The sequence below is a fragment of the Legionella lytica genome (assembly GCF_023921225.1).
Lineage (GTDB): Bacteria > Pseudomonadota > Gammaproteobacteria > Legionellales > Legionellaceae > Legionella > Legionella lytica.
The window spans coordinates 156,632-170,186 of record NZ_CP071527.1; the positions used below are offsets into that span (position 1 = coordinate 156,632).

Below are 13,555 nucleotides of genomic sequence, written 5' to 3' on the forward strand. Positions count from 1 at the left end.
TCTATCTCCTTATGAGAAGCGTGCAAAATAATAACAAATAGGAGGGAGCGTGGGCTCTTTGTTACTAAGAAAGCTAACTGTTGCTGCAACTGCGGCAGTGTTAGGCATGATGGGTCAATTATTACAAGCTGAAACTGTGACTGCTTCGCAGAAGTTATCGGTTATCGATGGTTATTACCCTGCTTATCCACCTACTGCACCAGCTGAAGGTGCGCAACAAGAATTGATTACGAAAGGGGAATACCTTTCTAAAATGGGCGATTGTATTTCCTGCCATACTAATGTGCACGCAGGGACTCCTGCCTATGCTGGTGGCTTGCCTATAGAAACTCCTTTTGGAACGTTCTATAGTCCGAATATCACTCCAGACAAAGAAACGGGTATCGGTAAATGGACAGAAGAGGATTTTATTCGCGCATTGAAAGATGGGCATAATCCTAAGGGTGAGAATTTCTTCCCTGTTTTCCCTTATTACTATTTTTCTTTAGTTACTGAGGAAGATGCACGCGCGCTACATGCCTATTTTAGAAGCATACCCCCGGTAAACCAAAAGAATAAGGACTTGCCATTTCCTTTTAATGTTCCGGGTTCTCGTCTTGCTTTGTGGGGATGGAACTTATTGTTCTTCTATCCGGAAAATCGTGAGTTTGTCTACGATAAGACTCAGTCCCCAGAGTGGAACCGAGGTAGATATATTGTGGATGGTTTAGGCCATTGCAGCATGTGTCATACACCTTTGAATCCATTTGGTGCTCCTAAGAATAAATATTACTTAACCGGTACATTTATTGATGGTTTTTGGGCTCCTAACATTACTAAACTCGGTTTAGAGTCAGCGAGTCATCAAGAAGTGGTTGATGTATTCAAAAAGAATCAGCTAATTAATAATGCTGGTCCAGTTGCAGGCCCCATGGCGGAAGTAAATCATAACAGTCTGATGTATATGACTGATGCTGACTTAATGGCGATTGCGACCTATCTTAAAACAGTGGATACCAAAGACCCATTAGGTTTACCAGGTTCTGATGCGGCCCCAACTTTGGCACGCGGTAAGAAAGTTTATTTCACTGCCTGTGTGATTTGTCACCAGAATGGCGAAATGAGCGCGCCACTGCTTGGGGATGCCGTAAACTGGTATTCACGCTTGAAGTTAAGTGGGTTAACTGGCTTGTATCGTCGTGCAATTCATGGTTATAACTCTATGCCAGTTAAGGGTGCTTGTGTTACCTGTTCGGATAATGATGTTATTTCTGCAGTGGATTACATTCTTAATGAATCACTGACACGCGCTGAATTAATTGATCTAAAATCTGGGGGCGCTGAGAAATATCCTGCCAATGGCGCGGATATTTACAATGAAAACTGTGCTACTTGCCATAACGAAGGCAAGGACGGAGCTCCTAAAATTGGTGATAAAGAAGCGTGGAAGCCGTTGATCGCTAAAAATATGGATGTATTGATTGGAAATACCATGAACGGGAAAAATCATCCTAAAAATGGTGGTTGTAAACAATGTACTGGTGGTGAAGTAATTGAAGCCATTAAATACATGATCAGTAAATCCAAAACTGAAGGTAATTATTCATTGTGGTAGAAATGAAGCCTTGAAAGGGGCTTATTGCCTGTAGCCCGTAGCCTGGATTACGCTCTCTCCATCTAGGCTACGTAACTTAATAGCAGTAAGTACATTACCGAAGTAGGTATTAAATCGCCAGGCTTGCTTGGCTTCTTGATAAGATGAGGAATTGGGATGTTAAACAGGTTACCTATCTGTAGATTAATAGCAATGCTTGCGGCATTGATAGTTGGTCAGCCAGTTTTTGCCACTGCTGCAAACAATTGGCAGTTAAATATGAGTCAGGGTGTGACCCCTATTAGTCGGGATGTTTACAACCTGCATATGGTGTGTATGGCTGTTTGTGCCATTATTGGGGTTGTTGTTTTTGGTGTGATGATCTATTCGTTAATTCATCACCGAAAATCCAAGGGTTATAAAGCTGCCTCCTTCCATGATAACCCACGGCTAGAGCTTATTTGGTCAATTATTCCTTTTCTAATTCTCGTAGGATTAGCTATACCTGCTACTCGAGTTTTAATCCGTATGGATGACACCAGACAATCAGAACTCACCGTGAAAATTGTGGGTTACCAATGGCGCTGGCAATATGAATATTTAGATCAAGGTATTAGTTACTTCAGTACCTTATCGACCCCGTTATCTCAAATTCAGAACAAAGAATCTAAAAATGAATGGTATCTTTTAGAAGTAGATAAACCCTTAGTTGTGCCTGTACATAAAAAAATCCGTTTCTTAGTTACTTCAAATGATGTAATCCATTCTTGGTGGGTCCCTGATTTAGGTATTAAACGTGATGCGATCCCTGGATTTATGTATGAAGCATGGGCAACTATTGAAAAACCAGGCGTGTATCGCGGTCAATGTGCTGAGCTTTGTGGGATCAACCATGGTTTTATGCCTATTGTTGTTGAAGCTGTAAGTCAGGCTGAGTTTGATAAGTGGGTTGCTGCACAAACTGTAAAACAAGACAAGTACATTAGTGAAGAAACGCAACCAGCCGCTCAAAAAACAATGCAACGTAATGAGCTTATGAGTTTAGGAAAGGAGAAGTACGATCAATTATGTGCTGCTTGCCACCGTGAAGATGGAAAGGGCTTACCGCCAATGTATCCTGCACTTAAAGGCAGTTCAGTTGCTGTAGGTAATCCTATTTCACGTCACATTAATATTATCTTAAATGGTATACCTGGTTCTGCAATGCAGGCTTATAAAGATCAATTAAGTGATGAGGAAGTTGCAGCGATCGCAACCTATGAGCGTAATGCTTGGGCTAATAATACGAACGATCTTATCCAACCTGCAGACGTGGCTGCAGAGCGGCAGAATGCGAATAAACAACCAACCATGGTGAATAAAGTTAACGCTGGAGGTTTAAAATGAGTTATACGATAGCGCATGACGATGATCATCACGATGATCATGGCCCTGAGCAAGGTAAGGGTGTTTTGGGATTTATAAAGCGCTGGCTTTTTACAACCAACCATAAAGATATTGGTACTCTTTATCTGTGGTTAGCTTTATTCAGCTTTTTTGTTGCGGGTGGGATGGCTTTAGTAATTCGTGCTGAGCTATTCCAACCTGGCCACCGTTTTGTTGATCCCAACTTCTTTAACCAAATGACTACTTTGCATGGTTTAGTCATGTTATTTGGTGTGGTAATGCCTGCCTTCACTGGAATGGCAAACTGGCAAATACCGATGATGATTGGCGCGCCTGATATGGCTTTGCCGCGGTTGAACAATTGGAGCTTCTGGATTTTACCTTTTGCTTTCGCGTTGTTGTTTTCTACCATGTTTCATAGTGGTGGGGGGCCAAACTTCGGTTGGACCATGTATGCACCTTTATCCACAAAATATGCTCCACCCAGCACCGACTTTATGATTTTCTCCATTCATATGATGGGTCTGTCATCGATTATGGGTTCGATTAATATTATTGCAACCATATTAAACCTACGTGCTCCTGGCATGACTATGATGAAAATGCCAATGTTCGTTTGGACTTGGTTGATCACAGCTTTTCTATTGATTGCTATTATGCCTGTATTAGCAGGTGCTGTTACTATGATGCTAGCTGACCGTCACTTCGGTACCAGCTTCTTTAGCGCAGCAGGTGGTGGAGATCCTATATTATTCCAACACGTTTTCTGGTTCTTTGGGCATCCTGAAGTTTATGTATTGATATTACCTGCTTTTGGCGTTATTTCTGAAATTATTCCTACTTTCAGCCGTAAGCCATTATTTGGTTACCACTTCATGGTTTATGCAACCGTCAGTATTGCAATACTGTCATTTATTGTTTGGGCACATCATATGTTTACCTCCGGGATTCCTTTGGGGGCAGAGCTATTTTTCATGTATACCACTATGTTAATTGCAGTGCCGACTGGTATTAAAGTGTTTAACTGGGTAAGTACCATGTTTAAAGGGGCTATGTCTTTTGAAACCCCGATGTTGTTTGCCTTAGCATTTGTGTTCTTGTTCACTATTGGTGGATTTACCGGTTTGATGTTGGCATTAGTGCCTGCAGATTATCAATATCAGGATAGCTATTTCGTTGTAGCGCACTTCCATTACGTACTTGTTCCTGGGGCGATTTTTTCTCTGGTTGCTGCAACTTATTATTGGTTGCCGAAGTGGACAGGTCATATGTACAACGAGTGTATTGGTAAATGGCATTTCTGGTTGTCTGTCATTTCAGTTAACTTGGCATTTTTCCCGATGCACTTCTTAGGTTTGGCGGGTATGCCACGTCGAATCCCTGATTATGCATTACAGTTCACCAACTTTAATATGATGGCAACTGTTGGCGCCTTTATTTTTGGATTTTCACAATTACTGTTTTTATACAACATTATTTCAACAGTAAGAAAGAAAGGTACTAAGAAGGATCTAGCTACTTCTCAAGTTTGGGAAGGAGCACAAGGCTTAGAGTGGACCTTACCTTCACCTCCACCATACCATACATTTACAACCCCACCTGAGTTGAATGTATAGTTTTTTAGAGTAGATGTAGTATGAGTAATGAACGTAATCATCGTAAGTTACTGATGATTTTAAGTGGTGTTGTATTAGGCATGTTTGCTTTTGGTTTTGCGCTCGTGCCTATATATAACAGCCTATGCCAGACCTTAGGGATCAATGGTAAAATTAAATCAGAAGCAGTGGCTTATGATGCAGCAACGGCTAAAATTTCTAAAGATCGTGAAGTTTTAGTCGAGTTTGTTGCAACCAATAATAGCGCCGTTCCTTGGGCTTTTTATCCCAAGACACGGAAAATAAAAGTGCATCCAGGGGAAATTGCACGGCTGGACTTTTATGCGGAAAACAAAACAGATCATCCAATGACCGTGCAGGCAATCCCGAGTGTAACCCCGGGAATTGCTGCGAAATATTTGAAAAAAACCGAATGTTTTTGTTTTGCTAGACAGACTTTGAACGGACATGAGGCAATGAATATGCCCTTGTTATTTCATCTGGATATAGATTTACCCGAAAAGATAAATACAGTTACCTTGTCATATACTTTATTTGATGTGACTGATAGTGGTTAGGTCTGCACGGGAATTTAAAATAAAAAACGGCTGTTATTGCGAGCTCAGGCCCACAATGACGAACTAAGTAGTGTTGTACTATTGAAATGCACACCAGTTACAACAAATTATTGATACAGGAGACGTAGATAGAATGGGAGCACACGGTACTTATTATGTCCCCAAGCCCAGTCACTGGCCTTTGGTTGGATCATGCGGATTAACCACCTTTTTGGTGGGTGCAGCGTCTTGGCTTCATCATGACTGGTATGGACCATACATCTTTACTTTAGGGCTTGCGATCATTGTCAGCATGCTGTTTGGTTGGTTTGGCCAGGTTATTTATGAAAATAACAAAGGTGTTTATGACCTTCAGGTTGATAAATCCTATCGCTGGGGTATGTGCTGGTTTATTTTTTCGGAAGTATGTTTCTTCGGGGCATTTTTTGGTGCGTTATTTTATGCGCGCATGTGGATTGTTCCGCTGCTCGGAGGGGAAATACATCCCATAACCAATTATACTTTATGGCCGGATTTTTCAGCGGCATGGCCCTTACTGAACAACCCTGACAATCAAGTATTTGCTGGTGCACATGAAGCTATGGGAGCATGGGGTCTAGCAGCAATCAATACGTTGATTCTTTTAACCTCAGGTGTAACGATTACTTGGGCGCATTGGGCTTTGAAACTAAACAAGCGTAAGCAATTATTGCTGGGGATGTCTTTAACGATTGCCTTGGGTATTCTGTTCTTAATCTGTCAGGCTTATGAGTATCATGAAGCATATACGGATATGAATCTAACGTTAGCTTCAGGTATTTATGGAACCACATTCTTTATGCTAACAGGGTTCCACGGTTTGCATGTTACTTTAGGTACCATCATGCTGATCGTAATTACCGTACGTTGTAAACGCGGCCATTTTACTCCAGAACGTCACTTTGCATTTGAAGGCGTGGCTTGGTACTGGCACTTTGTTGACGTGGTATGGTTATTCCTCTTTATCTTCGTTTATTGGTTATAAATCTCGATACTTGTTGCTCATAAAGCCCAATGGTGTTTTATGAGCACACATGCATAGGTTATGCTCTTAGAGTTAACGGAGTACACATCCTAAAGGTAACCAACTTACAGATGATATGCTCAAGGCAATCAAGATTTCCCTGGCATAACCGCTGTCTCCAATCGTGTCAGCCATATCAAGCCGCACAATACCAAACCAATAAAAACCAATCCCATACCCACATACTCTGGCGACGTATAGCCAAAACCAGCAGCTATAGGTAAGCCACCTAAATAAGCACCTAAGGTATTTCCCATATTCGAACTAGCTTGTACCATCGACGAGGCTAATATTTCCGCACCCTGCGCTGCCTGAATCATTAGCATCTGCATCGCTGGAACTACTGCAAATGCAATAGCACCAGTAACAAAGGTCATAATTAAAGCGGCAATTTTGTACTCAGCAACTGTCGCAACAGTAAATAGGCAGAGTATCATGAGCAAGAGCATGATTCCTGTAACCTGCAAGGGCGATAATTTGTCGGCAAGACGTCCACCTAAAATATTACCAACAGCCATGCCGCTCCCGGCGAGCATCATGATGAAGGTAACCATATCACCCGAAAATAACGTCACATCAGTCATTAGCGGCGCAATGTAACTAATCCAAGCGAATAAGCCCCCAGTACCAATAGCGGAAATACCAATAATGAGCCATATTTCCAAGTCTTTAAAGATCGATAAGCTTTGGCGAAAATCAACGGTTTTTTCTAAAACTAAATTCGGAAGCCACTTGATAATCGAAAATAGGGTCACTACTCCAAACGAAGCCACAATAAAATAGGCAACGCGCCAACTGCAATGATGGCCAATAAAGGTGCCTAGGGGTACTCCAATAATATTGGCTACTGTCAGGCCGGTAAACATAATTGCAACGGCACTAGCCCCTTTCCCTGGCTTTGCTAATTGGGTTGCGACGACAGCACCGACTCCAAAAAAAGCGCCATGAGGTAAGCCGGCCATAAATCGCGCGACTAAAAGCAAGGAAAAAGTTGGTGCCATCGAAAATAGAGCATTAAACACAACAAATAAAAGCATCAATAGTACTAAAATCTTTTTGGGTGCATAATTTTGGGCAAGTGCGATCATCAATGGAGCTCCAATGACGACGCCAAAGGCATAAATTGCGATAAGATAACCTGCTGTTGGGATGGATAGAGACAGTGAATTGGCGACATCAGGCAAAACCCCCATCATTAAATACTCAGTCATACCAATACTAAAGCCACCGAGCGTAAGTGGCAGCAAGCTTTTAAACCAGCTTTTATTTGATTGCCTTGTTTCTGCTGCACTCATTGATTATTTTTCCTATGCATTTAAAAACGATAAAGCGTAACTTTACCCTGTTTTGTATAATTAATGAATGCAAGATGGAGGATTTACGTTACAAGCGCGTATTAATTAATAAACCAGGCTGGAATTGAATTTCTTCAATGTTCATTTGATAGATGAAATGATGTTTAGAAAAGGTCACTTGTTGAATATTTGCATGCCCACGAAAATATTTACCATGAAATGATACATACGTTTCCTTCTCAAAATAATGGCTGCACTTTAACTCTAGCTCGCTATCAGAAAGGCTAAGCATTTGACACAGATGATCTTCTTGATCAAATTTTACGACAACAAAAATAGGCTCTACGGGCTGAATCAACACATCAATCTCCATGATTTCGTGCGAAACAAAATGCTCACAGCTTATATTTATAGTCTAGTTCAAATAAAGGGTAAGCATAGATTTTTTTATTGCAAATATTGCAATGACTTCTATGTCGAGCCATAGGCCCAACATAGAGCGTTGATGTGGCTAGATGCCTAGATTAACCTAATAATTGTTCCATAATTTTTTGCAAATCATGAGCGCCATCGTAATGAATAACCAAAGAGCCTTTTCCTGATTTACCTGGTTTTAACTTAATTGTGGTTTGTAAGTGGCGCGCTAAATGATTGACCTGCTCTTGATAATGGGGCGCCATTGGTTCATTATTGGGCGTGCTCTCCGTTGTCGGTTTGCCCGCTTTAACACGTTCTACTAATTTTTCAGTTTCACGCACTGATAGATTTTTCGCCACAATCAGTTGTGCAACCTGATTTTGTTGTTCTTCTTCAAGCATGAGCAATGCACGTGCATGCCCCATATCGATGTCACCATGTTCCAGCAATTTTTTTACTGCCGTTGATAAAGCGAGCAGGCGTAAATAATTGCTCACTGCAGTACGTGATTTACACAGAAGATCGGCAACTTGTTGATGAGTAAGGGAAAACTCATCAGTAAGGCGATGCATTGCACGAGCTTGATCCATTGCATTTAAATCTTCACGCTGTAAGTTTTCAACTAAGGCAATAGCCATAGCAGTTTCATCATCAACTTGCTTTAAAACGACAGGAACCTCAGTCAGGCCCGCAAGTTGGCTTGCGCGCCAGCGACGCTCGCCGGCAATAATTTCATAGCGGCCATCGCTGAGCTCACGTACAACCAGTGGTTGTAACAGGCCTTGCTTTTTAATGGATTCAGCCAATTCAGTTAAAGCGGCTTCTTCCATTTCACCGCGCGGTTGGTATTTTCCTGGTTGCAAGCAATTTACTGCCAGTTTAAGGCCATCAGTTTGTGGCTTATCATTTAAAAGATTACCGCTGGACTGGCTTAGTAAGGCAGATAGATTACGCCCTAAACCACTACGTTTCACTGTCATAAATACCTCAATTACCCCATTACGGTCTGTTTATTAATCAACTCAGAAGCCAGTACCATGTAGGCCGCCGCTCCTGGAGATGTCTTGTCGTAGTGTAACGCAGGCATGCCGTGACTGGGCGCTTCTGCCAGTCGCACATTGCGTGGCACTACAGTTCGATAGACCTTGGTGGGAAAATGTTCTATTAATTGTTTGGATACGTCGGAACACAGGCGATTACGCGCATCATACATAGTTCGTAACACGCCCTCGAGATGCAAGCGGGGGTTTACCGAGGCTTTCACTTGTTCAATAGTTGATAAAAGTGCTGCTAAACCCTCTAAGGCATAGTATTCGCATTGCATGGGGATGAGTACGGAATCTGCTGCAACGAAGGCATTAATGGTTAATGTATTCAGTGCAGGAGGGCAGTCAATGAGTATAAAATCATAACTGCTTTGTAATGGTTGTAAGGCTTTATACAGAAAAGTCTCGCGATGATTACGCTCCATGAGGCTGACCTCTGCAACAGTTAAATCATCATTACCAGGGATTAAATCATAGCCACAGGCAGTTGTAAGGCAGGCTTGTTCTGCCAGACAATCATGCAGCAAGACATCATTGGTGGTATGAACCAATTGGTTTTTATCAACACCACTGCCCATGGTAGCATTTCCTTGCGGATCTAAATCGATCAATAAAACCTGTTGACGATTCGCAGCCAGGGAGGCGGATAAATTAATGGCAGTAGTAGTTTTGCCTACACCACCTTTTTGATTGGCAATGGCTATGACTTTCGCCATGATATTAGTTCCTTGATTTTGTGTTTTCGATAAGCACGCAGCAGCGTTCACCCTCGACACCTTCAACAGTATAGTGTTCTACTTTGCAGTTTTGCTCTATTTCTTGCAGTTCGGCATCTGGATAACGTCCTTTCATCGCCAACCATATTCCATCTTTGGCCACGAGATGCTTTGTCCAGTGAATCATTTGCGCAAGGCTGCTAAACGCTCGGCTTATAACTGTATCAAAACCTTGAGCCGGGTGGTAGTTTTCGACTCTAATTTGTACAATTTCCAGATTTTTTAAATCAAGCTGCCGTTTTACTTCGTTAAGAAAGCGAGTTTTTTTCCCATTGGAATCGAGTAAAACAAAACTTTTCTCTGGGTGCGCAATGGCTAGTGGAATACCAGGCAAGCCAGGACCTGTGCCTACATCGATGATGTGCTCACCTTGTACCCAGGGCACAATAGCCAGACTATCTAAGAGATGTTTGTTGACCATGGATTCCAGATCGCGAACTGCGGTTAAATTATACGCTAAATTCCACTTTTTAAGTAAGAATAAATAATCCAATAATGGAGTGCTAATTGCTTCGAGGCTGAATTGCTTCAGCCCTTGTTCAAGTAGGTGTTTAATTGCTAATTCTTCGCTCATGCCTCAATCCGTTGTTTCTTTAAGTGAACGAGCAGTAAGGACAAGGCTGCAGGAGTTACTCCAGAAATACGTCCAGCCTGCGCTAATGAAGTTGGTTTTATTTTCGATAATTTTTGAATAACTTCGGTCGATAATCCTACTACTTCAGTGTAATCAAGTGCTTCAGGCAAAGCGGTATTTTCATGCTTGCGCATTTTTTCAATATCTTGCTGCTGTCTTTCAATGTAGCCGGCGTATTTATTTTGGATCTCTATTTGCTCACTGACTTCAGTTGGTAATTCGGGTAGACCTAGTTCTTTGAGCATTAATAAATGCTGATAAGTAATTTCTGGGCGTTTAATAAATTCAGATGCGCGATTATCATGTTGCATCGGATTTTGTAGCACATCTTTAAATAGGTCGTTATGAGCCACACGCACCCAAGAATTATGTAACAGGGCTTGAGTTGATTCGATGGCTTCGCGTTTGGCGGAAAAATGTTGCCAGCGCGTATCACCCACCATACCTAATTCTCGGCCTTTAGCTGTTAAACGTAAATCCGCATTATCTTCACGCAGGAGTAAGCGATATTCTGCGCGCGAAGTAAACATGCGATAGGGCTCTTGTGTGCCACAGGTAATTAAATCATCAATTAACACCCCGATATAGGCTTCATCACGGCGAGGGCACCATAACTCTTTTTCTTGTACGAGCAGGGCTGCATTCATACCGGCGATGATGCCTTGTGCTGCCGCTTCTTCATAGCCTGTAGTGCCATTAATTTGCCCGGCAAAGAACAAATTGGCAATGGGTTTGGTTTGCAAAAATGAGGTTAAGCCACGTGGGTCAAAATAATCGTATTCGATTGCATAGCCAGGGCGAGTAATATGCGCATTTTCGAAACCTTTGATGGTACGTACAAATTGTACCTGCACATCAAAAGGAAGGCTGGTAGAAATGCCATTAGGGTATATCTCTTCAGTGGTTAAGCCTTCAGGTTCAACGAAAATCTGATGCGATAATTTATCTGCAAAGCGCACAATTTTATCTTCAATTGACGGGCAATAACGTGGGCCAACACCTTCAATGACACCGGCATACATTGGCGATTGATGCAAATTGTTGCGAATAATTTCATGCGTGGCTTCGGTGGTATGCGTAATATGGCAAGAAACCTGCTGTGGATGATCGCTAACGCTACCTATGTAAGAAAATACGGGTAGTGGGGTATCACCGGGTTGCTCAGTCATTTGACTGTAATCAAGTGAGCGTCGGTCAATGCGGGGCGGGGTTCCTGTTTTTAAACGACCTACAGGCAAATCCAGATCGCGTAAGCTGTGTGCCAGCGCAATCGAAGGAGGATCTCCGGCGCGGCCACCCGCAGCTTGGCTCATCCCTACGTGGATTTTTCCACCCAGGAAGGTACCAACTGTAAGTACGACGGCACGTGCACGTAAGGTGTAACCTAATTGCGTTACCACTCCAGTGACTCGTCCACCCTCAATGACTAAATCATCAACGGCTTGTTGAAATAGAGTTAGATTTGGTTGTAATTGCAATTGCTCGCGAATGGCCTGGCGATATAAAACACGGTCTGCCTGTGCACGGGTTGCGCGGACAGCCGGGCCTTTAGACGCATTTAGCGTGCGGAATTGGATACCCGCACGGTCTGCTGCTTTCGCCATGGCGCCATCGAGGGCATCAATTTCTTTCACCAAATGTCCTTTACCAATACCCCCGATTGCGGGGTTACAGGACATTTGTCCCAATAAATCCATATTATGGGTTAGTAATAAGGTTTGGGCTCCCATTCGTGCTGCCGCTAAAGCTGCCTCTGTGCCTGCATGGCCACCACCTACGACAATAACATCATATAATTTTTCAAGATTCATAATCTGGTCATTAATTGTGTAACAAAATTAGCAATTATACACTTTTTTTACAATAAAACGTAGTCTGTATTAGACGAAGTCGTAATATGAGGTGGCGTGCCCTCATTCCCCGTATTACGACTTCGTCTAATACGGGCTACACTTAAAAGAAATAATAATATTCAGGGATTGGTATCATGGCAATTACTACCGGATTGTCAGGCAATGAAATATTTTGTCTTGATCTTAAAAACTATTCTCCTGGCTCAATCGTCGTTGGAAACAGTGTCCACTCACTCGGTTTTGTCGGGAGTATTGGTTCTGGCTTTAAAGCTATGTTAGGTGGTGAGTTGCAACAAATTACTTCCTTGATTGAAGAGGGGCGAGAAACTGCTTATCAACGCATGGTTCAAGAAGCGGAGGCTAATCAGGCAACTGGAATCACTGGAGTTACTAGCCAGCTTATTTTTCATGGCGCTAATGTGGAGTTTTTATCTATAGGTTCGGTGATCCATGCACGCAATGACGCAGATAAAACCAAATTTACTACTTCTGCAGATGGGCAAGAGTTATTCGCACAACTTGATGCCGGATATCGCCCTATTTGTTTTGCTTTTGGCAATGTGGCTTATTCCATGGGGGTTGGCCGCGGACTGTTAGGTGGGTTGAAAACTTTAGGTCGAGGCGAAATTAAGGAATATTCAGATATTTTTAATAAAACCAGACACTTAGCTTTAAGTCGTATTATTGCTCATGCAAAACAATGCCAGGCTAATGCTGTACTGGGAATCAAGACTACAGTATTACCCTTTGGTGGTGTTAATGAAATGCTAATGCTTGGCACCGCTTCTTACAATCCTCAGTTACCCACCGATGCTAGCAATAATGTAGTAACCAGTGATATGACCAACATTGAGATGTGGAATATGGCGCGTATGGGCTATTCCCCCTTGAAGCTTTTATTAGGAACTTCCGTTTATTCTTTGGGTGTAGTTGGTGGTATTACTTCGGCATTGAAATCAATTTTTAGAGGGGAAATTAATGAATTAACCCGAATGATTTATGCCGCACGTGAAAATGCGTTAGCGCTTATTAACGAGGAAGCACGGGCTATCGGGGCGGATGATGTGGTCGGTGTTAAAACCTATGTTTATCAGTTAGGTAATGGTTTAATTGAGTTTTTAGCCATTGGTACCGCGGTGAAGAAAACAACACGCATTAAAACCGAATCAGAACAATTACCACCACAGGCTATTGTGGTTGATAAAGATACCTTTTATGACACTAAAACCTTCGGAGACTTTAGTGTGAATGTTAATGCAGGCGAAAAGCCAATTAATAGAGGCAGCACCTTTTTGATTCCTGTAATTATTATAATTTTCTTTCTTGTGCAAATTATCTTGGCGTTCCTTCGCTAGCCGCG

General features: G+C 42.3%; 12 protein-coding genes. 6 read left to right on the forward strand and 6 right to left on the reverse strand.

Annotation, left to right across the window (positions count from 1 at the left end):
• The first annotated feature begins 49 nt into the window (after nucleotides 1–49).
• From J2N86_RS00595 to J2N86_RS00615, 5 genes are all read left to right on the forward strand, one after another.
• Nucleotides 50–1,594 carry a c-type cytochrome gene (locus J2N86_RS00595; protein ID WP_252580248.1) on the forward strand — a complete coding sequence of 515 codons (1,545 nt, stop codon included), beginning with the start codon at nucleotides 50–52 and terminating at the stop codon, nucleotides 1,592–1,594.
• Between the two features lie 156 nt (nucleotides 1,595–1,750).
• A complete protein-coding gene (coxB, locus tag J2N86_RS00600; RefSeq protein ID WP_252580249.1) occupies nucleotides 1,751–2,959 on the forward strand; it encodes a cytochrome c oxidase subunit II in 1,209 nt (402 codons plus the stop codon).
• Nucleotides 2,956–4,575 carry a cytochrome c oxidase subunit I gene (ctaD, locus tag J2N86_RS00605; RefSeq protein ID WP_252580251.1) on the forward strand — a complete coding sequence of 540 codons (1,620 nt, stop codon included), beginning with the start codon at nucleotides 2,956–2,958 and terminating at the stop codon, nucleotides 4,573–4,575. The genes coxB and ctaD overlap by 4 nt, the downstream gene beginning before the upstream one ends.
• A 20-nt stretch (nucleotides 4,576–4,595) precedes the next feature.
• A complete protein-coding gene (locus J2N86_RS00610; protein WP_252580253.1) occupies nucleotides 4,596–5,132 on the forward strand; it encodes a cytochrome c oxidase assembly protein in 537 nt (178 codons plus the stop codon).
• Nucleotides 5,133–5,265: 133 nt separating this feature from the next.
• Complete coding sequence (locus J2N86_RS00615) at nucleotides 5,266–6,135, forward strand: cytochrome c oxidase subunit 3 (protein WP_252580255.1); 870 nt, start codon at nucleotides 5,266–5,268, stop codon at nucleotides 6,133–6,135.
• Between the two features lie 128 nt (nucleotides 6,136–6,263).
• On the opposite strand, the gene J2N86_RS00620 is transcribed toward J2N86_RS00615, so the two are convergent.
• From J2N86_RS00620 to mnmG, 6 genes are all read right to left on the reverse strand, one after another.
• Nucleotides 6,264–7,469 carry an MFS transporter gene (locus tag J2N86_RS00620; RefSeq protein WP_252580257.1) on the reverse strand — a complete coding sequence of 402 codons (1,206 nt, stop codon included), beginning with the start codon at nucleotides 7,467–7,469 and terminating at the stop codon, nucleotides 6,264–6,266.
• Between the two features lie 88 nt (nucleotides 7,470–7,557).
• Nucleotides 7,558–7,830, reverse strand: a complete 273-nt coding sequence (locus J2N86_RS00625; RefSeq protein WP_252580259.1) for a hypothetical protein — start codon at nucleotides 7,828–7,830, stop codon at nucleotides 7,558–7,560.
• Nucleotides 7,831–7,993: 163 nt separating this feature from the next.
• Complete coding sequence (locus J2N86_RS00630; protein WP_252580260.1) at nucleotides 7,994–8,866, reverse strand: ParB/RepB/Spo0J family partition protein; 873 nt, start codon at nucleotides 8,864–8,866, stop codon at nucleotides 7,994–7,996.
• Nucleotides 8,867–8,877: 11 nt separating this feature from the next.
• Nucleotides 8,878–9,648, reverse strand: a complete 771-nt coding sequence (locus J2N86_RS00635; RefSeq protein ID WP_252580262.1) for a ParA family protein — start codon at nucleotides 9,646–9,648, stop codon at nucleotides 8,878–8,880.
• A gap of 4 nt (nucleotides 9,649–9,652) precedes the next feature.
• Entirely contained in the window at nucleotides 9,653–10,282 is a 630-nt protein-coding gene (gene rsmG / locus J2N86_RS00640; protein WP_252580263.1) for a 16S rRNA (guanine(527)-N(7))-methyltransferase RsmG, read from the reverse strand.
• Entirely contained in the window at nucleotides 10,279–12,153 is a 1,875-nt protein-coding gene (gene mnmG / locus J2N86_RS00645; RefSeq protein ID WP_252580265.1) for a tRNA uridine-5-carboxymethylaminomethyl(34) synthesis enzyme MnmG, read from the reverse strand. The genes rsmG and mnmG overlap by 4 nt, the downstream gene beginning before the upstream one ends.
• A 176-nt stretch (nucleotides 12,154–12,329) precedes the next feature.
• Here mnmG and J2N86_RS00650 point away from each other — a divergent pair, with 176 nt between their 5' ends.
• The gene (locus J2N86_RS00650; RefSeq protein ID WP_252580266.1) at nucleotides 12,330–13,550 is read left to right on the forward strand and encodes a heavy metal-binding domain-containing protein; all 1,221 of its coding nucleotides are present in this window, start codon (nucleotides 12,330–12,332) and stop codon (nucleotides 13,548–13,550) included.
• The last annotated feature ends 5 nt before the right edge of the window (nucleotides 13,551–13,555 follow it).

Coding starts and splice junctions, on each gene's coding strand:
- coxB (WP_252580249.1), top strand. CDS start 1,751: ATGTTAAACAGGTTACCTATCTGTAGATTAATAGCAATGCTTGCGGCA.
- ctaD (WP_252580251.1), top strand. CDS start 2,956: ATGAGTTATACGATAGCGCATGACGATGATCATCACGATGATCATGGC.
- J2N86_RS00610 (WP_252580253.1), top strand. CDS start 4,596: ATGAGTAATGAACGTAATCATCGTAAGTTACTGATGATTTTAAGTGGT.
- J2N86_RS00615 (WP_252580255.1), top strand. CDS start 5,266: ATGGGAGCACACGGTACTTATTATGTCCCCAAGCCCAGTCACTGGCCT.
- J2N86_RS00620 (WP_252580257.1), bottom strand. CDS start 7,469: ATGAGTGCAGCAGAAACAAGGCAATCAAATAAAAGCTGGTTTAAAAGC.
- J2N86_RS00630 (WP_252580260.1), bottom strand. CDS start 8,866: ATGACAGTGAAACGTAGTGGTTTAGGGCGTAATCTATCTGCCTTACTA.
- J2N86_RS00635 (WP_252580262.1), bottom strand. CDS start 9,648: ATGGCGAAAGTCATAGCCATTGCCAATCAAAAAGGTGGTGTAGGCAAA.
- rsmG (WP_252580263.1), bottom strand. CDS start 10,282: ATGAGCGAAGAATTAGCAATTAAACACCTACTTGAACAAGGGCTGAAG.
- mnmG (WP_252580265.1), bottom strand. CDS start 12,153: ATGAATCTTGAAAAATTATATGATGTTATTGTCGTAGGTGGTGGCCAT.
- J2N86_RS00650 (WP_252580266.1), top strand. CDS start 12,330: ATGGCAATTACTACCGGATTGTCAGGCAATGAAATATTTTGTCTTGAT.